The organism is Leisingera sp. ANG-M6 (assembly GCF_000813905.1).
Taxonomy (GTDB): Bacteria; Pseudomonadota; Alphaproteobacteria; order Rhodobacterales; family Rhodobacteraceae; genus Leisingera.
Genome location: NZ_JWLG01000022.1, coordinates 1 through 18,846 on the forward strand (window position 1 = coordinate 1; position 18,846 = coordinate 18,846).

The following is an 18,846-nucleotide window of genomic DNA, read 5'->3' on the forward strand; positions in this document are numbered from 1 at the left end:
CCACCGTACTTCTTCTTCCAGCGGTAATAGGTCTGTTCAGTCACGCCAATCTGCCGGATCGCATCCAGACGCGGCATTCCTTGCGCGGTCAGTATTTCAACCTGCCGCAACTTCGTGACAATCTCTTCTGGCTTTGGTCGCTTGTTGGCCATGCGTTTCCTCCGTTTTACTAAACATAGCGGAGGACCACTTCAGTGGGGGAAGACCATCTGGGTGCTGATGGGGCGATTTGCTGGCGGGAGGCGTCTGCGGATCAGCAGGCAGGCTTGACTTGGGGCGCGGCCGCTCCGGATACCAAGGGTGCGCGGGATGAAACTCTGAAAGAAATCCGCCCGGCGATGCGGATGGTCACGCGCATTGCGCAACTGGTGGCCCGGACCGTGAAACGCGTCCTCGCCAAGGAACGGCAAAAGCTGAAAATTGACGCGGATTATGTCCGCGGCCTGCGTCAGAAATGGGAGCCGGAAGATGATGCGAGGCTGTCGAGGATCACGCTTGGTGGGATGGACAGCGGACCGAAATAGGGCCGATTGCTGACTTTTGCTGCGTGAAAAGCCAAGGTTTGCTGTGCCGGACTTTGCTGCCGTTGCCCTTCCGGGTGTTTGCTGACACAGCATTCGCTTGCAACTGCGGCGTGGTTTCGCTGTGAATCAGCAGGTGTCAGCGAAGCAGCCGTTCAGCCGGGGGTGAGATCGTAAGTTGAAACCGTACTTTCGCCGCGCGGTGACGGAACCAAGACAGAGAAGGACAATGCCGGCTTTCAATTTCGTTGAGCGACCTGAAACTGCGGCACCGCATGGCAGCATGGCGCCCGGAGCGGACACGACCTTTGCTTCCTTTCCACCTTCTGCCCCCGGGAAAGGCGGCAAGTTTGAATTCGCTGCGCCTGCGAAAGCTAACCCTCTGAACTACGAAATGGGGCCACACGTGTGCAGTGTTGCAGCCGGAGGAGCACCGGTGAAGAGCGGCAACGGAGCAGGCCGCGGTTCAAGGCTTCGAGAGACTTCCTCGCTTCGCCCCTTTATCGGCAGAACCGGTCCAGGACATTGCGGGTGATGATCTCTACCTGACTGTCACGGCGTGTCAGCCCGGCGACCCATTCGCAGGTTCCAGCGCAAAACACTTCGCCATTGCCCTTTTCCCAGTAGATGACTGCCCCGTTGCCGCGGCTGGATTTGTCCAGCGTCTCTGCCGTCAGTTCACCGTGCATCGTCAGTGCCTTAAATTCAGCATCGGCGGTTCCGATGTAGAGGGTCTCGCCCCAGTGGGCGAAATCCGCCTCGACATTCGTCGCCATGCCTAAAGCAATGATCTCGACTGATCCGGCGGTGCCGTCCCGGCCAGTCGGATAAGGCAGCCCGTCGTCAAAGGTGAAATCCACCCCATCCACCTCGTAGCCGAAAATCCGCGATGTCGCGCCTAACTGGTCGCCGTAGCCAAGCCGCGCGCCGTCCAGCGACCAATGGTCCGGGCGGTAGACCGTGAACCCGCCGCTGCCTTGGCCGACGCAATTCCCGAGACCTGCATAAACACCTTTCAGGCCATTCACGCCGAAGGTCTGCGCGCCGGGCCGGTTGACCGGCGGGGCATCCCAGGCACCGGTTAGAAGGTGTTCCTGATCGCTTCCCATAAGGGGGTCGGCTTCCTTGGCCGTGTATTTGTAGCAGACCTGTGTTTGCGCGTTGTTTTCGAGCCGCGTCTGCCACAAGAAGTTACCGGCGAAGCGCGCGACCCGGCCCCCGTTTTCGGTAAAACGCTCTACCCGTTCGCGCATAGCCGCTGTCCAGTATTCGTCATGGCCGACGAAGACCGCACACCGGTGGCCCGCCAGAAGGTCCGGCTCCAGTTCCAGGTCGTGCTGCGTGACGATTTCGAAATTGTAGCCTTCGGCCTCCGCCCAGCGGGCAAAGTGGCGTTCATAGCTAGCCCAGCCAGCCGAGGCGTATTTCTTTGAATACCCGTAGGCGTAAGCCCACTCCATATAAGGGTAACGCACCATGCCACCGGGATCGGTCGGCCTCTCGGTCAAGGCGCGGGGAGCACCTTGGGGCAGCTTGCAGAACCCGCGGGTCCAGGGCCGCTGGTTCGACAGCACAGGGGAAAAGGCATTGCAATCCGGTCCCGTAATTCCTTCATAAGCGCTGGATCCACCCCAGCAGTTATAGGCAAGCCAGGTTCCGGTTGCGCAGACCAGCACCATAGGGGCTGGATCGGCATGTGCAGCCCGCCGGACAAAGATCACATGGTGTTCTTCGACAGCGTCATCTGCGCGGTCTGCCCGCAGGGTGATCAGATAGGCGCCTGCCGCCCAGTCATCCGGAATAACAAACGAATGACTGATATCCCAGCCGCAGCCATTGACCGAGCAGTCCAGGGGCGTGTCCTGATGCCGGCCCGGCAGGTTTTCCGCCCGCAGCACAGGGACATAATCTGCTCCGTCCCGTCCCACCTCCAGAGACCAGGTTTCGGCAGTTGTCGACACCTGCAAACCCACAGTTTCGCCAGGCCGGTAGCTGTAGCGGCCGGTGTAGCCCCAGATTTCAAGCACCCGTTCATCGCGGGCAGGACCGACGAAATAGTGATCCAGAATATGGCGTGCCCGCGCTCGGGTGCGCGGTGTGATAGCGGGGCCTGCGCTTTCCTGTTCCGGCTGAATCACAATTCCAATCCTTGTTGTTCTGTGCCGTGGCCCGGCGCACCGGCGCTGACAAAACCCGGAGGCCATATGTGCCTGGCGCACCGCATTTTGCGCACTGCGTTCAGGCACACTATGCGGCTTGAGAAATGGCTGCGGCAAGATCCAGACGGATCCTAAGATGCTCGTTCAGGCAAGGCAGTGTTTATAGAGTGGGAGGCCGTTTATGGCCTCCCGCTGCCTGTCGGCCTGCCAGCCCTGCACTTCGCCGCAGACGCCTTCCACGAATTCGTTGAACACCGGGCAGATCCGGCCGCCTTCTTCACTCATTCGGGAAGATATTTGTCCGCCCATTGCGTGGCGGCGGCCCCCGAGGCGATTAACTTGCCGATGGCCTCTTCATCCAATCCAAGGCGGGTCAGGATTTCCCGCGTGTGCTGCCCGTATTTTGGCAGATACGACGGGATGGCGATGCGGCTTCGCTCGGGCCGGACGGCATTCGGAGCCACCAGATCGCACCAGCGCCCCATCGGGTGCTGGTCATGGCGGATCACCCGAAAGGTGTCCTTCGACAGATCAATCGCCCCCCCGCTCTCCAGCTGCAAAGAGGCATCGCGGGTCGCATGCAGGGATCCTAGCGGAACCGCTGCGCTGGAAGTGCCGGACAAGGCTGCACTCCAGAAGGCTGCGGGCTGGGTTGCAAAACGCTCGGCCAATGCCGGTTGCAGTTCTGTCTCTCGCAGATCAGCCAGATCGCTTAGTTCCGCAACAGCGGCAAGGGCGGTTTGGCGCTCCTTCGGGGCGGCAAAGAACATCCAGCCGTCGGCAGCCTTATAGCAATGATAAAACGCATCCCAGCCAAGCGCTTCACGCCCCGCGGGCTCGTCGAAGGGCGCACGCCCGTTGAAATCATACATGAACTCGGCCTGGATCAGATTGCCAGCCCCCGCCAGGGCAGCCCGTGCGATGCTGCCTTCTCCGGTGCGCCGCAGCTTGATCAAGGCGCCGCCAAGCGCAACGCAGGCGCAATACCCGGTCAGCACGTCGATGGTGCCGAAATGCGCGTGCTCCTCCGGCGTGTCCATACCGCCCCCGAACCGCAGCATCACACCAGTGGCGGCCTGCGCCAGGTCGTCATAGCCAAGGTGGTTCGACTTCGGCCCCTGCAGCGGCCCGCCGAAGGCGTCAAGCTGGACCAGGATCAGCTGCGGATTAATCTCCTTCATCCGCTCCGGCGACAGGCCGAGCGCATCGCGCTGCGCATCTGTGCCGTTCATGGTGACCACATCAGCTTCGGCAATCAGCCGGGCCAGAACGTCCTGTCCCTCGCCGCTGCGCAGGTTGAGCAGGATGCTCTCCTTGCCGCGGTGCGCATGCAGGCCAAAGACCACAGCGTTCCACGGATCCACCGACGGGGAAACAGGCTGAACCAGCGTAACCTCGGCCCCGAACCGGGCCAGGGTCGAGCCGATGGTTGGACCGGCGATGACATTGGTGAGGTCAAGCACCTTGAGCCCTTCAAGCCACCCTTGATTGCCAGTTTCACCAACCGCGGTGGAGCGCGGCTCTTCCGCCAGCAGCATATCCAGATCCGCGGGGCGGGCTGGCTGCTTGACGGCCGCACCACGGTCATCCGCCAGCCAGGCGATGTTGCCCATCTGGCGCATTTCGCCATGCTTGGGGTCGTCAACCTTCAGCACCAGGCCGGAAGCCAGCGCATGCGGATCGTCCAGCCACTCCTTGGTGGTCCGCTGTGCCGTGGCGGGTGCTTTGGCCGCCCCAAACCGCGCTTCCCATTCATGTGCCGGACGGGTCAGAAAAGCTTCTTTCATGGCGCTGGACACGCGCGCTCGATCGGACACGCCGACCGGGTAGCTGCGCATCGACCAGTCCGCCGGCCAATCGGATTGATCCAAGTAAGCATCGAAGTCCGGCAGCTCACTCACCAGTTCGCCCAGCCCGAGCGTCTCCAGCGCCCGTTCGGGGTGGCCCTTGATACTGCAGGCCACAACATAAAATCCGCGACCGTCGGCGCAGGGATAGGTGCGGTAGAACGGGTCAAGGAACTCAGACAGTTCCTCGAACTCCAGATTCATCGGCAACCCTGCCGCCGCGCGCCGCTCCAGCTCTACTTCGCGCGGGGATTTATAACGCTCCGGGTAGTCCTCAATCTGTTCGCAATTGTAGACAAGGCCTTCCAGCAGGGCTGACGCCAGCGGCACTTCGATGTGCTCCCCGCCGTTGCGGCCGCGGGAATGAAGCGCAAACAGGACCGACATCGCGCCAAAGGTCGACCCGTAGGCCGAGGCGAGCGCCAGCGGCGTGAAGGAGGGATTGATCCCCATCAGCCGCCGGTTCAGCCCCATATCCGTGAATTGGCCGGTCCGCGCAGCAATTACCGCCTCCCAGGCGGCGACATCCGCAAGTTCCGGGTCCGCAGACGCAAAGCCCGGCATCGACAGGGAGATGACCGCCGGATTGATGGAGCGCATCGCCTCCGGTCCAAGCCCCAGGCGGCTCATTACACCTGGGCGGAAATTGTCGATTACAACATCAGAGCGTTCAACGAGGCGAAGAGCGGTCTCCAGCCCCTCTGCCGTCTTCAGGTTCAGCTCAAGAAAGGATTTGCCCCGCGACAGCATGTCTGCCGCGGGGGATTTGAGCCGCGGCCCGCCGGGCGGATCAATGCGGATCACTTCAGCTCCCATGTCGGCAAGCATCATGCCAACAAGCGGCCCAGCCAGGTACTGGCCAAAATCGAGAACCCGGACATTCGACAAGGGACGGTCGTTCATATGGTCAAAGTCTCCCGCTTGTTTGGACGGTGAATCGGTAGAACTTCCGGGAAGGTTAGCCTTGATACCCGCATCAAATTTGTCCAAAAATGCCAAAATTTAATCCATTTCGGACGAATTGATGTCTCTTAAGGTCAACATCCTTCTCTTCGAGAAGTTCTCAAACATGCTCTTGGCTTGTTTGCTGGAGCCTCTGCGGGTAGTGCGTGACCAGACTGGGGCCAATATTTCCTGGTCCATCCTCACTCCCAAAGATACTTCGGTCCGCAGTTCAAGCGGTCTGCGTCTTTCTCCAGACATACCGCGCGCTGACGCGGAAAGGTGCGATCTGCTTATGGTCGTTGGCGGCGATGACTTCCGGCAGGACGCTGCTGATCCCGTCAGCAGGAAGTGCGTCACACTCACCAAACGAGCCAAGACGGTCATTGGGGCTGACACCGGTGCCTGGATCCTTGCCTCCTGGGGGCTGCTTGAAGGCCGCAAGGCCACTTTGCACTGGCAGACACTCGCAGAATTTTCCGAGGTTTTTCCGAATGTTGAAGTTCTGCCTGACCGTTTCGTGCGGGATGATCAAATCTGGACCTGCGGCGGTGCTTCAACGGCGATGGATCTAATGATCGCCCTCATTTCAGAACTCTATGGCGACGCGCTGGCCCATGATGCCGCCAGCATGTTCCTGCACGACGGCTCTCGCTTTGAAGGCCAAGGTGCGGGATCCATGCAACCCAAGGGCTCGCATAACCTGCGGCGCTGCACAGCCATCATGGCCAAGAACATCGAGGTCCCCTTGTCCACTGAAACCATTTCCAAACAGGCCAACCTTTCGGTCCGGTCCATGTCGCGGATTTTCGTCAGGGAGCTGGGCATGCCTCCACAGCGCTACTATCAGCTGATGCGTCTGACGCGCGCCCGCGATCTTGTGGCACACACGGATCTGACGCTGAACGAAGTCGCGCTGCGGAGCGGTTATTCTTCCGCACAGTCGCTGTCCAAAGCATTCTCACGCCAGTTCGGGGTCAGTATTGGATCAACCCGCAAACACAAGCAAATCTGGTGACAAAATTGCACAGCTCCGAACACCTGTAAGGATGCGGTTTCGCGGGGCAAGCTGGCATCGCCGCCTGATTTAACAGCTGTAAATGCAGAAACACATTTGAAGCATAAACCGGTCTTTTCCAGTTTTGTGGGTTCACAGGGAGCCTTAGCTCGCACCGTGTTTGCCGAGAACTCAAAAAATGTCCTGAACTCAGGTTTGCGCGGCACCTAGGCGCTTTTCGAGATCAAGTTGATCAAAACGGCCTGCGTGACTTGGGCTGTGTCGGCATGCCCGCCCAAATCGGGAGTGAGATGACCGGAATTCAGAGCTTTCTCCACAGCCCGTTCGATGGCACGCGCGGCTTGAGGCAAACCAAAACCATGCTCGAACATCATCGCAATCGACAGGATCGCGCCGATCGGGTTGGCTATGCCTTGGCCGGAGATATCCGGAGCGCTGCCATGAGTCGGCTCGTAAAGGCCGCCTTTCACCGGGTGCCCTGCGCTCGCAGCGGTGGGCAGGGTTGCGGAAGGCAGCATGCCCAACGACCCGGAGACCACCGCGATCAGATCCGAGATGAGATCGCCGAACAGGTTGTCCGCCAGCAGCACGTCAAAGTTCCGCGGCGCGCGGGCCACGGCGAAGAGCGCATAATCCATCAGCAGATGGCTGAGTTTGACATCGGGGTACTCGTCGCGCCCGATCCGTTCCACCGTTTCACGCCAAAGCTTGCCGCTCTCCATCACATTGGACTTGTCCAGCGAGGTAACATGCCCGCGCCGCCCGCGTGCCGCCTCAAACGCGCAGCGGGCGATGCGCTCGATTTCATGGGTACGGTATTCGCTGATTTCGAAGGCCCGGATCTGGCCGTCACTCAGGACCTCGCGCCCGCGGGGCTCACCATAGTAGATGCCACCTGAATTTTCCCGCACGACCATCAGGTCAGCACCTTCCGCGACCTCCTGCCGGTAGGGTGTGTGCGGAAGAAGCGCGGACCATGCACGCGCGGGGCGCAACGCGTTGTAGACATCCAGCTCAATCCGAAGGCGGGTCAGGCCGTCCGTTTCCGTGACCGGCCCGTCGATCCTGAGACCGTCCCATTCCGGCCCGCCGACCGCACCGACCAGAATGGCGTCTGCGGATCGTGCTTTGGCCGCAACTGCATTCGTGCAGAATGTGCCATGCACGTCCCAGGATGCGCCGCCAAGCAGATCTTCCTCAATCTCGACCGCCACTCCGAATTGATCCGCGGCTTGACGAAGCACCGCCAGCCCGCTGGCCACGACCTCAGGGCCGATATGGTCGCCGCCGAGGGCCAGCACTTTGAACGGGCCGCTCATCCCGCCATCCCCTGCTGCAGCACCAGATGCATGGCATCCGGGTCCAGATCCCGTTGCAGCAAGCGCATGCTGGAATGGAAGTCATCCAGATCAACCGAAGACGTCAGCACAGTGCGCGGCGGGGTTTCGCGCGCAAAACCGGTCCGGCCGTGCAGCAGCCGCTGATTGTCGAACAGCAGGCCCTCACCCGCCTTCAGATCCAAGGTCAGGCGCAGATCCTCACTATAGAGAATCTCAAACAGCCGTTTCAGCGCGCGGTAGACCGGCACCACTTGATCGGCAGGCACATCCAGTGGTGAGATTTGCCGCTCGTTCATCCGCACCCCGCAGACCTTGCCCCGGTCATCCAGCCGGATGACCGGCAGGCGGGACTTGTACCAGCGCATGTTGCCATGGCTGTTGTCGCCAGGGTCGAAGCGCTGACAGGTGATCGGCGTTTTGCACAGAAGTTCGAAATCCTCCGGCCATTGCTCTTTCAGGTGCCGCGCGGCTTCGAACCCGTCCACCAGGGTCGAGGCGCCTCCGTTCGAGCTGGGCCGCAGAACCTGAAACACGGTGATCCCGATGGCCGCATAACGGTAGGGTTCGTCCACATGCGGATCCAGCAGACCGGTGGTATCGCCCACATTGGTCACGGTCGTCTTCTTCTTCAGCGTATAGGTGCCGAAATGTGTCTGCCGCTGGGCGCCGGCCAGCCGGATCATGCGCTGGCTTTCCTCACGGTTGGCCGGCGCATCCACGATTTTGCAGAACCCGTAGTCACGCACCATTTCAAGAATTTTCAAACGGGCTGCCGGGTCCGCCTCGGCCTCAATCAGCGATCCGACCGGGATATTCGAGCTGAGAGTTCTGTCCCACAGAACAGGCTGCACTTGCCTGCGAGCACGCTCTGCATCGGAATAGCAGTGATTGCGCAGCCAGCGAGCAGCATATTCGGACCGATGCCCATCCGGCCAAGTCACTTGAACGCCGTTCCCCTCCACCACCGCACTCTCGATGGAGACCCCTTCGTCGATATGGTGCAGTCGGATGCCGCGAACACCGGTCTCCGGGGTGCCGCAGTCCGGACACCAGCATTGGTGCCTCAGCCAGATGGGATGAAACCGGCTTTCGTGGCTATCCTCCCAGGTTAAAACCAAGAGGCCGTTTTCAATAGCAGCGGACCGGATGCTGTGGCGTGCAGATGGCATTGGACTGTTCCTCGCGGGTTTCCTGACCGCCATAAGGTCCTCAGCAAATACAATTGACAAATTCCAATTCAACACATGATGGTTGAGCCAAGCTCACACATGGAACACTCATGCTGCCCGACGCCAAAGATCCATCCTATCTGGGTGCCCTGGTCTATTTTCATCATGCCGCTGAAAGCCTGAGCTTTTCCCGCGCGGCCCAGGTCCTGAATGTAACACCTTCGGCAGTCAGCCACCGCATTACGGCGCTTGAAAACGCTCTTGGAATACGGTTGTTCGAACGCCGCGTGCGCGAAGTCCGGCTCACGCAGGATGGCGCCGAACTGGCACGCGCAACAGAAGTGATCTGGAACGAGCTCAAAGAGATCACCGGGAAGCTGACAGCCCAGGAAGTGCTGCGGGTCTCGGTCGGGCCCTATCTCTCATCGCAATGGCTGCTGCCCCGTATCGGCGCATTCGAAGCGCAGCATCCTGGTCTGAGAGTGGATCTGATCCACACGATCGGACCGCCGGATGCGGGCCTCGCGGACGTCTCAATCGTTTGGGCCGAATTGGATAGCCCTGCATCCGGCGCAGAACTGCTGTTTGATACCAAAGCTGTCCCGGTTGCTGCCCCTGGGGTGCAGTTGCCGGATGCGTTTTGGAACGGGCACTTGCCGCCCATTCACTATAGGGATCGCAGTACATGGCGCCACTGGCTCGCGGCGGCTGGGGCGCCGGCCGAGTTTGCAGACCGCGGAGAGGTTCTGGAGGAGCCGCATATTGTTCTCGAGGCAGCGGCCTATGGCCGGGGGATTGCGATAGGCTTTCTCCCCTTCATCAGAAAGTTCTTTGAACAGGGCCGGCTCGTCCCGGCAAGCCCGCAAACAGTCCGCTCTAGCCGTGGTTATTCAATGATCAGCAATGCCGGCGACAGGCCAATGGTAGGCAAGTTTTCAAAGTGGGTTTGCGAAGAGGCTGGCAGGGAAGTTGTTTCGGCGGGAAATCCAAGGCTCACATTCGATTGACCTGTTCGTTCGGGCAAAGAGACGTTGTTGAGAATTTCTTCCGAAACGGCAGGGCTGTTCTTCGAAAGACACGGAAGGTTTGCAACCGCTTCCCTGTCCTTCGAAGACTGGTTTTTCTGTAAAGGGAATGGTTTCCTTAGGTCGTGCTCGAGCATCCCGTAAACCGCTGCGGTCAGGCCATGTTAAAGAGAAATGATACCACCGAGATTCTGATCCTGGTCACACCGCATTTCAATCTTGCGGCGACAATGGCGTTTCTGGACCCGTTCCGGGCAGCAAACTATCTGGCCGGAAAGCAGCTTTTTCAATGGCAAATCGCCAGCGAGGCCGGGACGCTGTGCCGGGCCAGCAATGGCCTGGAAATTGCCGTCAGCCCGCTGGATCGGCTGAAACAGATGCAGCCTGATATCGTTGTTGTTTCCAGTAGCTGGACGCCTGAAGCTTTCGCTGGCGAGCCGCTGCTGTCCCTGATCCGGAAACACGCGCGGGCGGGCAGCTATACCGCCGGGCTCGACACCGCGGCCTTTATCCTGGCCGAGGCGGGCCTGCTGCGGGGGAAGCGCGCGACGGTTCACTACGAGCATATCGACGCCCTTGGGGAGAAATACCCCGAAGTTGATGTGTGCGAGGACCTGTTCGTTCACGAGGGCAGCACCGGAACCTGCTGCGGCGGCGCGGCAACCGGAGAGTTTGCGCTGTTCCTGCTGCACGGGATCGTTGGCGATGCGCTGACAAACGACTGCGCGAAGTACCTGTTTTACCGGAACATGCGGGGGCTGGGCGCACATCAGACCGATGGTAAGCTGGAGCCGATGGGGCTGGCGGCGCCGCCTAAGGTCCGCAAAGCCATTGCGATCATGGAGCGCCACCTGGAAACGCTGATCAGTATTCCCGAGCTGTGCAGGCTGGCCGGGGTGTCGCAGCGCCAGTTGAACCGGCTGTTCCAGGAATATGTGCGAACCAGTCCGCAGCTGTACTACCGGGATATCCGGCTGGACCGGTCGCGCGGGCTGGTCACCCAGACCGAGCTGCCGATTTCAGAGATTGCCCAAGCCTGCGGCTTTCCCAGTCATGTGCATTTCGCGCGCGCCTACAAGCAACGTTTCGGGTTGCCGCCGCGGCAGGACCGGATCGAAGGCAGGGTGCCCTTTGAGTTCCGGGCCTGGCCCATGTACCGCCCGTCTATGGTATCACAAAATGGCGAATGAGGTTCAATCAAAGGCGATTAGAGTGCGGTAATAGGTGTCATTTTCGCGGATCATATCTTTGACGCCTTCACGAGGCAGGCAAAGGAGTGTTCACCGTGACAGACCTACCGACCAAGGCACAGTTCGCATCTATCGCTGAAGGCTATTCCGCGGATGCAGGCAATTCGCAGTCACTCAAGGCGGATGCATACGTTCAGCGGGAATGGTTTGCCGCTGATCAGCGGGAAATCATCGCCAAGTCATGGCAATGGGTCTGCCATGTGGAAAAGCTGCGCGAGCCGGGTTCCTACGTCACCGTGGAAATCGCGGGCCAGCCGGTGGCCGTGGTCCGGGACCGCGCGGGTGTGCTGCGCGCCTTCTACAACGTCTGCAAGCACCGTGCGCATGAGCTGCTGAAGGGTGAGGGCAGCACTACCCGCATCATGTGCCCTTACCACGCCTGGGTCTACAAACTGGACGGCCAGCTGGTGCGGGCGCCGGACACCGAACATCTGGAGAATTTCAGCACCGGTGACATCTGCCTGGACCAGGTGCAGGCCGAGGAGTTCGCGGGCTTTGTTTATGTCAATTTGGATCCAACGGCTGCATCGCTGAAAGAACAGTCCGGCAATCTGGAAACCGAAATCCGCCATTGGGCACCGGATATTGACCAGCTGACTTTCGGCCACCGCCTGACCTACGATATCAAGTCAAACTGGAAGAACGTGGTCGACAATTTTCTGGAATGCTACCACTGCCCGACCGCGCACAAGGATTTCTGCGATCTGGTGGACATGGACACCTACAAGGTGACCACGCACGGGATTTACTCCAGCCACATGGCGGATGCGGGGAAATCCGCGAACACGGCCTATGATGTTTCCAATGCCACCGTGCGCACCCATGCGGTCTGGTGGCTGTGGCCGACCACTTGCCTGATGCGCTATCCAGGGCGCTCCAGCATGATTGTTCTGAACATCATTCCGGTGGGGCCGGACCGGACGCTGGAGACCTATGACTTCTTCCTGGAAACGCCGGAACCCGACGCGGGCGAGCTGGATGCTATCCGCTATCTGGACGAGGTGCTGCAGGTCGAGGACATCAATCTGGTGGAAAGCGTCCAGCGCGGCATGAATACGCCCGCGTTCACCCAGGGGCGCATCGTCAACGACCCCACGGGGTCAGGGAAGTCGGAGCACGCGGTCCATCATTTTCACGGGCTGGTGCTGGAGGCCTATGCCGGGGCTGCGGGATGACCCAGCCCAACATCGTTGTCATCATGGCCGACCAGCTGGCGCCGCAGTGGACCGGGGCCTATGGCCACCCTGCGGCGAAGACCCCGCATATCGATGCGCTGGCGTCCCGCGGCATGCGGTTTGATGCGGCCTACTGCAACTCGCCGCTGTGCGCACCGTCGCGGTTTGCCTTCATGTCCGGGCAACTGATCAGCCGCATTGCCGCCTATGACAACGCCAGTGAGTTTCGCGCCTCCGTCCCGACATTTGCCCACTACCTGAAGGCGCTGGGGTACCGCACCTGCCTGTCTGGCAAGATGCATTTTGTCGGCCCGGATCAAAAACACGGGTTTCAGGACCGGGTGACCACCGACATCTACCCCGCCGATTTCGCCTGGACCCCGGACTGGGAGGCACCGGATGAGCGAATCGGCAAGTGGTATCACAATATGCAGACGGTCAAGGAAAGCGGTGTAGCTGTCGCCACTTATCAGACCGACTACGATGACGAGGTCGGATTTGCTGCGCGCCGCTGGCTGATCGACCGGGGGCGGGAACGGGCAGCGGGACAGGCTGCTCCGTTCTGCCTGGTGGCGAGTTTCATTCATCCGCATGATCCTTATGTCGCGAAACCCGAATGGTGGGACCTCTACGCCGGCGTGGAGATCCCGATGCCTGAATTCACCCCGGCGCTCGAAGATCAGGATCCATTCTCGCGCCGGGTGATGGATGGGATCGAGGCCAGCATCATCCCTTTAAGTGAAGTGGAGGTGCGCCGCGCGCGGCGCGCCTATCTGGCCAATGTCAGTTATTTCGACAGCAAGGTCGGTGAAATCGTCAAAGCCATTGAAGACATTGGTGCAGCCGAAGACACAATCATCATCGTCACCGCCGACCATGGCGACATGCTGGGCGAACGCGGGCTGTGGTACAAGATGAACTTCTTTGAGCATTCCGCCCGGGTGCCGCTGGTGATGGCGGGGCCGGGCATTGCGCACGGCACGGCAGCCAATGCCTGCTCCTTGCTCGACCTGCTGCCGACTTTCGTGGAAATTGCGGGTGGTGATGAGACGATCCTTGGCGAGCCGGTGGATGGCCGGTCGCTGCTGCCGCTGGCGCAGGGAGAAACGGACCCCGTGGACGAGGCCATCGGAGAGTATTGCGCCGAGATGACGCCCTACCCGGTCTTCATGATCCGTCGCGGACCGCTCAAATACATTCACTGCGATCCGGACCCGCCGCAACTCTATCACCTGGCGAAGGACCCGCTGGAGACCCGCAATCTGGCCCAGGATCCGGCTTATGCGCAAGCCGCGCGCACCTTTGCCGCCGAAGTCGCTGAACGCTGGAACAGCGAGAAGCTGCGCTGCAACATCATCGCCACCCAGAAGTCCCGCCGTGCGCTTCATGCCGCAATGGAAGCAGGCGCCGGAGAGCATTGGGATTACAATCCGCCCTCCGACGCCAGCCAGCAGTATGTGCGCAACCACATGGACTGGACCGTGGCTGCTGAGCATTACCGTTTGAACCCAGGGAACACAGATGACAGGAAAACTTGAAGGCAAAACCGCGTTGGTCACTGGCGGCCGCGGCGGGATCGGGCGCGCCATTGTTGCGCGGTTCCTGCGCGAAGGCGCGCGGGTCTATGCGGCAGACCTGACCCCGCAGGGAACATTGGCAGCGCATGACGAGGACGGCAGCATCTTTGTCAAATTGGATGTCACCCAAGAGGCTGATGCCATCGTCGCGATGGAACAGGTGACGTCCGATGCCGGGAGGCTGGACATTCTGGTCAACGCCGCCGGGATCGAGATTGAAAAGACCATCGAGGACACCACGCTGGAGGACTGGAACCGCAGCTTTGCGGTGAACTGCACCGGCACTTTCCTGGCGTCGAAATACGCGCTGCCATTGCTGCGCGCCGCGGCCAAATCGGGCAGCAGCGCCAGCATCATCAACTTCGGCTCCTATGACGGGTTCATCGCCGATCCCGGCCTGGCGGCATATTGCGCCACCAAGGGCGCGGTGCATGCGTTGACCCGGGCGATGGCCTGCGATCACGGCCCCGAGGGCATCCGTGTAAACGCCATCTGCCCCGGCTATATAGACACGCCGATGCTGCAAAGCTTCTTCACCGGCGATGGGTCCGGCGGGGGTGGAAAGACCATTGATCAGCTGCAGCAGGCGGTGCGCGATGTCCATCCGATGCGCACCTATGGCACCCCGGAGGATATCGCCAATCTGGTCAACTGGCTGGCCTCGGACGAGGCGCGTTATGCCTCGGGCCAGCTGTGGGTGCTGGACGGCGGATTGTCTGCCCAGGTGCAGCAGATGAAGCTCTGAGGACGCAACCATGGCCAAGCAGAAATCCGTCATCATCACCTGCGCCCCGACCGGCGGGATACATACCCCGACCATGTCCGAGCATCTGCCCATCACGCCCAGCGAGATCGCCGCCGCCTCGATCGAGGCAGCAGAGGCTGGGGCCTCGATTATCCACCTGCATGCGCGCGACCCGGAAACCGGCAAGCCCGATCCGGACCCGGATCTGTTCATGGACTTCCTGCCGCGGATCAAACAGGCGACAGATGCGGTGATGAATGTCTCCACCGGCGGCGGGCTGGGGATGACCCGCGAGGAACGGCTGCGCGCCGCCACCCGCGCCTCACCCGAGATGGCCAGCATGAATATCGGGTCGATGAACTTCGGCATATTCCCGATGAAGGACAAATATTCAAACTGGAAACACGCGTGGGAGCCGGAATTCCTGGAGATGACCCGCGACTTTATCTTCCGCAACACATTTGCGGATATCGAGTATTGCCTGAAAGAACTGGGCCAGGGCCACGGCACCAGGTTCGAGTTTGAATGCTATGACCTGGGCCATCTGTATAACCTTGCGTGGATCCGCGACCAGGGCTGGATCGACGGCCCGATCTTTGTGCAGATGGTGTTTGGCATCCTGGGGGGTGCCGGGGCCGATCTGGACAACCTGATGCACATGCACACCATCGCCAACAAGCTGTTCGGCGACGACTACGAATGGTCGGTTCTGGCGGCCGGGCGCCACCAGATGCCCTTCACCACCCAAAGCGCCCTGCTGGGCGGCAATGTCCGCGTCGGGATGGAGGACAGCCTGTACATCGGGCCGGGCGAAAAAGCCGTGTCCAGCGCGCAGCAGGTCAAGAAAATCCGCAGTATCATCGAAAATCTGGGCCACAAGGTTGCCACCCCGGCAGAGGCGCGCGCGCGTCTTGGCCTGAAGGGCGGCGATCAGGTCGCATTCTAAGGGGGAGAGACCATGCAGACCAAGATGCTGATCAACGGCGAACTGGTTGCCGGTGACGGGGCGGCGCTGCCGGTCACCGACCCGGCCACGGGAACTGAGATCACTCAAGTGCGTGAAGCCAGCCCGGAACAGGTGGAGGCTGCGGTGCGGTCCTCCGAGGAGGCCTTTGACAGCTTTTCGCGCAGCACCCCGGCAGAGCGGTCAGCCCTGCTGCTGGCGATTGCAGACTGTCTGGAGGCACATCAGGATGAGCTAGCCGGGCTTGAAAGCCTGAATACCGGCAAGCCCTGGCCCTCTGCCCGCGACGACGAGATGCCGCTGACCATTGACACGTTCCGCTTCTTTGCAGGCGCGGCACGCACCATGACCGGTTCTGCCGCCGGGGAATATGTGGCAGGCCACACCAGCATGATCCGCCGCGATCCGGTGGGTCCGGTGGCCGCCATCGCGCCGTGGAATTATCCGCTGATGATGGCGGCCTGGAAACTGGCGGCGCCGATAGCGGCGGGCTGCACCGTGGTGCTGAAACCCTCTGAGCTGACGCCTTTGTCGACTCTGCGCCTGGCGGAGCTGTTGAACGGGGTCCTGCCGAAGGGCGTGCTGAATGTGATCCACGGCACCGGGCCGGGTATCGGCGATCAGCTGATCAACAGCCCGCAGATGGAGGCCATCACCGTCACTGGCAGCCCGGCCACCGGCATGGCGGCGATGCGCGCGGCGGGCAATCAAATCCGCCATGTGCATCTGGAACTGGGCGGCAAGGCCCCGGTGATCGTCTTTGACGATGCGGATATCGGGGCGGTAGCCGAAACCATCCGCTACGGCAGTTTCTTCAACGCAGGCCAGGACTGCGCCCAGCCCTGCCGGGTGCTGGCGCAGGATGGCATCTATGACAAGCTGGTCGCGGCAATCGACAATCAAGTCAGCCAGATCCGAACCGGCGCGCAAAAGGCCGAAGGCACGGAAATGGGCCCGGTAATCTCAGCCGCCCACCGCGACCGGGTAGCCGGGTTTGTCGATCGCGCCCGACGGTCCTGCGAAGTCGTGGCCGGCGGCTCATCAGGGGAAGGAGATGGGTTCTTCTACCGCCCCACCGTGCTGGCCAATGTCAGCAACGATGCCGAGGTTGCAACCAGCGAGGTCTTCGGTCCCGTCGTTTCCATCTCCCGCTTCGGAGAGGCCGAAGATGCCCTGCGCATCGCCAACAGCGGGCGCTACGGACTGGCGTCGTCGGTCTGGACTGCCAATGTCGGACGCGCGATGGAGATGACCAGCCGCCTGCGCTATGGTTTCACTTGGGTTAACACCCACGGCGTCGGTACACCGGAGATGCCCTGGGCGGCGATGAAAGGGTCCGGCACCGGCTGCGACATGAGCGTCTATGCGCTCGATGCCTATACCTCGGTCCGGCATGTGATGGTGGCGCACTGATGCGGCTTGCAGGGAAAAGAGCGCTGATCACCGGCGGACGTCAGGGGATCGGCCGGGGAATTGCTGAGGCTTTCCGCAAGGAAGGAGCAGCGGTGATGGTTGGCGGGCGTGGAGAACGCCCCGATGATCTGGATGCAAATATCGCATGGTTCACCTTGGATGTGACAGACGTCAAAGCCGTGAACGAGCTTGCCGAGGATCTGGGAGGGTTGGAGGTTCTGGTCAACAACGCCGGTGTCCAGGTCGAAAAGACCGTTGCGGACAGCACCGACGCCGATTGGGAGCTGGTCATGGGCGTGAACTGCCGGGGCGTGTTCAACATGTGCCGGGCATTCATTCCGGTCATGTCCAAGGGGGCGTCGATCATCAATATCGGCTCCATCTCAGGCAACACTGCGGATCCCTCGATGGCGCTTTATAACGCATCCAAGGCCTTTGTGCATGGGCTGACACGCTCCATCGCCGTGGACCATGGGCCCGATGTGCGCTGCAATGCGATCTGCCCGGGCTGGATCGAAACCGGCATGTTGGAGGCCGGCTTCGCCCTGTCGGGTGATCCGCAGGCGGCGCGTCAGGACGCTCTGGCCCGGCACGCTGCCCGCCGTTTCGGCCAGCCTGCTGATATTGCCGCAATGGCGGTCTGGCTGGCCTCGGACGAAGCGGGGTTTGCTACCGGGCAGCTGTTCACAATAGACGGCGGCATGACCGCTGCATCACCAATCAACACGGGGTTGTTTTAGTCGAAGCGGAGCTGTTCAGATGGCGGATATTACACACACAGCGGTGCTGGGCGCCGGCACCATCGGCGCCAGCTGGGCGGCGCTGTTCCTGGCCTCTGGCCGGTCGGTTGCGGTCTACGACCCTGCCGAAGGCGCTCAGGGCGCCGTGCAAGCCTATGTCGATCAGGCTTGGGAAACCATGAGCGAACTGGGGCTGACCGCGCGGGGAAACCGGGACCGGATCACCTTTGCGTGTTCTGCGCGAGAGGCGGTTGAAGGCGCTGGTTTCATTCAGGAAAACGTGCCCGAACGGCTGCCGGTCAAACATGCGCTCTTTGCCGAAATCGAGCCGGTAATTGCTCCGGATGCTATTGTGGCAAGTTCTGCCTCCGGTTTGACGCTTGGCCAGATGCAGGCCGGCTGGCAAAACCCCGGCCGGTTCATTCTGGGCCACCCCTTCAATCCTCCGCATCTGATCCCCCTGGTTGAAGTGATGGGAAACGGCCTGACTGATCCGGACGCAGTGCCGGCAGCTGAGCGGTTTTACAAGGATATCGGCAAGGTCACCATCCGGGTGAAAAAGGAAGTACCCGGCCACGTCGCCAACCGGTTGCAGGCAGCAGTCTGGCGCGAGGCGATCCATCTGGTGCAGACTGGCGTGGCCAGTGTGGGCGATGTCGACAAGGCGATGTCGGCAGGGCCTGGTCTGCGGTGGGCGGCGATGGGGCCGACAACCCTGTTCAGCCTTGGCGCAGGATCCGGCGGGCTGCCGGCATTCTGCGATCATTTCGCTGATACGTTCAACGGCTGGTGGGATGACCTCGGCAAGCCTAAGCTGACCTCTGAAATATCAGAAATGCTCGCAGAGGGGTTAGCCAGCGCAAATGGCGATACGTCAATGGAAAGACTGGCAGCACTCCGAGACCTGAAGATTGTAAAAATGCAAGTGGCTTTGGCAAGCGTGAAAGAGGTCGAGTAAACC

17 protein-coding genes are annotated in these 18,846 nt (G+C 61.0%); 11 read left to right on the top strand and 6 right to left on the bottom strand.

Annotation, left to right across the window (positions count from 1 at the left end; translation table 11 throughout):
* Positions 1-152, bottom strand: a 152-nt coding sequence (locus RA24_RS18795; protein ID WP_039192454.1) for a helix-turn-helix domain-containing protein, incomplete at its 3' end; no start/stop codon positions are given.
* Positions 153-194: 42 nt separating this feature from the next.
* On the opposite strand from RA24_RS18795, the gene RA24_RS18800 reads away from it, so the two are divergent.
* Positions 195-524 (top strand): hypothetical protein, encoded by a 330-nt coding sequence (locus RA24_RS18800; RefSeq protein ID WP_039174520.1) that lies wholly within the window; start codon positions 195-197, stop codon positions 522-524.
* 497 nt (positions 525-1,021) lie between these two features.
* Here RA24_RS18800 and RA24_RS18805 read toward each other — a convergent pair whose 3' ends face one another.
* From RA24_RS18805 to RA24_RS18810, 3 genes are all read right to left on the bottom strand, one after another.
* Complete coding sequence (locus tag RA24_RS18805) at positions 1,022-2,659, bottom strand: N,N-dimethylformamidase beta subunit family domain-containing protein (RefSeq protein WP_052269631.1); 1,638 nt, start codon at positions 2,657-2,659, stop codon at positions 1,022-1,024.
* Between the two features lie 165 nt (positions 2,660-2,824).
* Positions 2,825-2,965 (bottom strand): hypothetical protein, encoded by a 141-nt coding sequence (locus tag RA24_RS22575; protein ID WP_193747149.1) that lies wholly within the window; start codon positions 2,963-2,965, stop codon positions 2,825-2,827.
* Complete coding sequence (locus RA24_RS18810; protein WP_039193509.1) at positions 2,962-5,430, bottom strand: CoA transferase; 2,469 nt, start codon at positions 5,428-5,430, stop codon at positions 2,962-2,964. Before RA24_RS18810 ends, RA24_RS22575 begins: the two co-directional genes overlap by 4 nt.
* 121 nt (positions 5,431-5,551) lie before the next feature.
* Between RA24_RS18810 and RA24_RS18815 the strand changes: the two genes are divergently transcribed.
* Positions 5,552-6,487 (top strand): GlxA family transcriptional regulator, encoded by a 936-nt coding sequence (locus tag RA24_RS18815; protein ID WP_029204625.1) that lies wholly within the window; start codon positions 5,552-5,554, stop codon positions 6,485-6,487.
* Between the two features lie 206 nt (positions 6,488-6,693).
* Here RA24_RS18815 and leuB read toward each other — a convergent pair whose 3' ends face one another.
* Positions 6,694-7,806, bottom strand: a complete 1,113-nt coding sequence (gene leuB, locus RA24_RS18820; RefSeq protein WP_039193512.1) for a 3-isopropylmalate dehydrogenase — start codon at positions 7,804-7,806, stop codon at positions 6,694-6,696.
* Entirely contained in the window at positions 7,803-8,996 is a 1,194-nt protein-coding gene (locus RA24_RS18825; protein ID WP_193747150.1) for a TauD/TfdA family dioxygenase, read from the bottom strand. Before RA24_RS18825 ends, leuB begins: the two co-directional genes overlap by 4 nt.
* Positions 8,997-9,106: 110 nt before the next feature.
* On the opposite strand from RA24_RS18825, the gene RA24_RS18830 reads away from it, so the two are divergent.
* The 9 genes from RA24_RS18830 (at position 9,107) to RA24_RS18870 (ending at position 18,843) form a co-directional block, all read left to right on the top strand.
* Complete coding sequence (locus RA24_RS18830; RefSeq protein ID WP_039193517.1) at positions 9,107-10,003, top strand: LysR family transcriptional regulator; 897 nt, start codon at positions 9,107-9,109, stop codon at positions 10,001-10,003.
* A 179-nt stretch (positions 10,004-10,182) separates the two neighbouring features.
* Positions 10,183-11,211 carry a GlxA family transcriptional regulator gene (locus RA24_RS18835; RefSeq protein ID WP_039193519.1) on the top strand — a complete coding sequence of 343 codons (1,029 nt, stop codon included), beginning with the start codon at positions 10,183-10,185 and terminating at the stop codon, positions 11,209-11,211.
* Between the two features lie 95 nt (positions 11,212-11,306).
* The gene (locus RA24_RS18840) at positions 11,307-12,446 is read left to right on the top strand and encodes an aromatic ring-hydroxylating oxygenase subunit alpha (RefSeq protein ID WP_039193667.1); all 1,140 of its coding nucleotides are present in this window, start codon (positions 11,307-11,309) and stop codon (positions 12,444-12,446) included.
* Positions 12,443-13,984: a choline-sulfatase gene (gene betC / locus RA24_RS18845; RefSeq protein WP_039193521.1), complete on the top strand. Its 1,542-nt coding sequence runs from the start codon at positions 12,443-12,445 to the stop codon at positions 13,982-13,984. The genes RA24_RS18840 and betC overlap by 4 nt, the downstream gene beginning before the upstream one ends.
* Positions 13,968-14,768, top strand: a complete 801-nt coding sequence (locus RA24_RS18850) for an SDR family NAD(P)-dependent oxidoreductase (protein ID WP_039174505.1) — start codon at positions 13,968-13,970, stop codon at positions 14,766-14,768. Before betC ends, RA24_RS18850 begins: the two co-directional genes overlap by 17 nt.
* A gap of 10 nt (positions 14,769-14,778) precedes the next feature.
* The gene (locus RA24_RS18855; protein WP_039174504.1) at positions 14,779-15,714 is read left to right on the top strand and encodes a 3-keto-5-aminohexanoate cleavage protein; all 936 of its coding nucleotides are present in this window, start codon (positions 14,779-14,781) and stop codon (positions 15,712-15,714) included.
* 12 nt (positions 15,715-15,726) lie between these two features.
* A complete protein-coding gene (locus tag RA24_RS18860; protein WP_039193524.1) occupies positions 15,727-17,145 on the top strand; it encodes a gamma-aminobutyraldehyde dehydrogenase in 1,419 nt (472 codons plus the stop codon).
* Positions 17,145-17,885, top strand: coding sequence for an SDR family NAD(P)-dependent oxidoreductase (locus RA24_RS18865; protein ID WP_039193526.1), 741 nt, complete (start codon positions 17,145-17,147; stop codon positions 17,883-17,885). The genes RA24_RS18860 and RA24_RS18865 overlap by 1 nt, the downstream gene beginning before the upstream one ends.
* 19 nt (positions 17,886-17,904) lie before the next feature.
* Positions 17,905-18,843 carry a 3-hydroxyacyl-CoA dehydrogenase NAD-binding domain-containing protein gene (locus RA24_RS18870; protein WP_039174501.1) on the top strand — a complete coding sequence of 313 codons (939 nt, stop codon included), beginning with the start codon at positions 17,905-17,907 and terminating at the stop codon, positions 18,841-18,843.
* The last annotated feature ends 3 nt before the right edge of the window (positions 18,844-18,846 follow it).

Coding starts and splice junctions, on each gene's coding strand:
- RA24_RS18825 (WP_193747150.1), bottom strand. CDS start 8,996: ATGCCATCTGCACGCCACAGCATCCGGTCCGCTGCTATTGAAAACGGC.
- RA24_RS18870 (WP_039174501.1), top strand. CDS start 17,905: ATGGCGGATATTACACACACAGCGGTGCTGGGCGCCGGCACCATCGGC.
- RA24_RS18810 (WP_039193509.1), bottom strand. CDS start 5,430: ATGAACGACCGTCCCTTGTCGAATGTCCGGGTTCTCGATTTTGGCCAG.
- RA24_RS22575 (WP_193747149.1), bottom strand. CDS start 2,965: ATGAGTGAAGAAGGCGGCCGGATCTGCCCGGTGTTCAACGAATTCGTG.
- betC (WP_039193521.1), top strand. CDS start 12,443: ATGACCCAGCCCAACATCGTTGTCATCATGGCCGACCAGCTGGCGCCG.
- RA24_RS18835 (WP_039193519.1), top strand. CDS start 10,183: ATGTTAAAGAGAAATGATACCACCGAGATTCTGATCCTGGTCACACCG.
- RA24_RS18865 (WP_039193526.1), top strand. CDS start 17,145: ATGCGGCTTGCAGGGAAAAGAGCGCTGATCACCGGCGGACGTCAGGGG.
- RA24_RS18815 (WP_029204625.1), top strand. CDS start 5,552: ATGTCTCTTAAGGTCAACATCCTTCTCTTCGAGAAGTTCTCAAACATG.
- RA24_RS18855 (WP_039174504.1), top strand. CDS start 14,779: ATGGCCAAGCAGAAATCCGTCATCATCACCTGCGCCCCGACCGGCGGG.
- RA24_RS18860 (WP_039193524.1), top strand. CDS start 15,727: ATGCAGACCAAGATGCTGATCAACGGCGAACTGGTTGCCGGTGACGGG.
- RA24_RS18850 (WP_039174505.1), top strand. CDS start 13,968: ATGACAGGAAAACTTGAAGGCAAAACCGCGTTGGTCACTGGCGGCCGC.
- RA24_RS18830 (WP_039193517.1), top strand. CDS start 9,107: ATGCTGCCCGACGCCAAAGATCCATCCTATCTGGGTGCCCTGGTCTAT.
- leuB (WP_039193512.1), bottom strand. CDS start 7,806: ATGAGCGGCCCGTTCAAAGTGCTGGCCCTCGGCGGCGACCATATCGGC.